Genomic DNA, 500 nt, shown 5'->3' on the forward strand with positions numbered 1-500 from the left:
AATAGCTCACTGGTCGAGTGACTCTGCGCGGAAGATGTAACGGGGCTAAGCTATATACCGAAGCTGCGGATGCGTGCTTTGCACGCATGGTAGGAGAGCGTTCCGTAAGCCTGCGAAGGTGCGTTGAAAAGCGTGCTGGAGGTATCGGAAGTGCGAATGCTGACATGAGTAACGACAATGGGTGTGAAAAACACCCACGCCGAAAGACCAAGGTTTCCTGCGCAACGTTAATCGACGCAGGGTTAGTCGGTCCCTAAGGCGAGGCTGAAAAGCGTAGTCGATGGAAAACAGGTTAATATTCCTGTACTTCTGGTTATTGCGATGGAGGGACGGAGAAGGCTAGGCCAGCTTGGCGTTGGTTGTCCAAGTTTAAGGTGGTAGGCTGGAATCTTAGGTAAATCCGGGGTTCTAAGGCCGAGAGCTGATGACGAGTTGCCTTTAGGCGACGAAGTGGTTGATACCATGCTTCCAAGAAAAGCTCCTAAGCTTCAGATAACTGG

Annotated in this window: 1 rRNA gene; it reads left to right on the plus strand. The window is 51.4% G+C overall.

The annotated features are described in order from the left end of the window. Positions 1-500, plus strand: a 23S ribosomal RNA gene (locus tag SB752_RS31920); the annotation flags it as partial.

The sequence above is a fragment of the Brevibacillus sp. SIMBA_040 genome (assembly GCF_046535075.1).
Lineage (GTDB): Bacteria > Bacillota > Bacilli > Brevibacillales > Brevibacillaceae > Brevibacillus.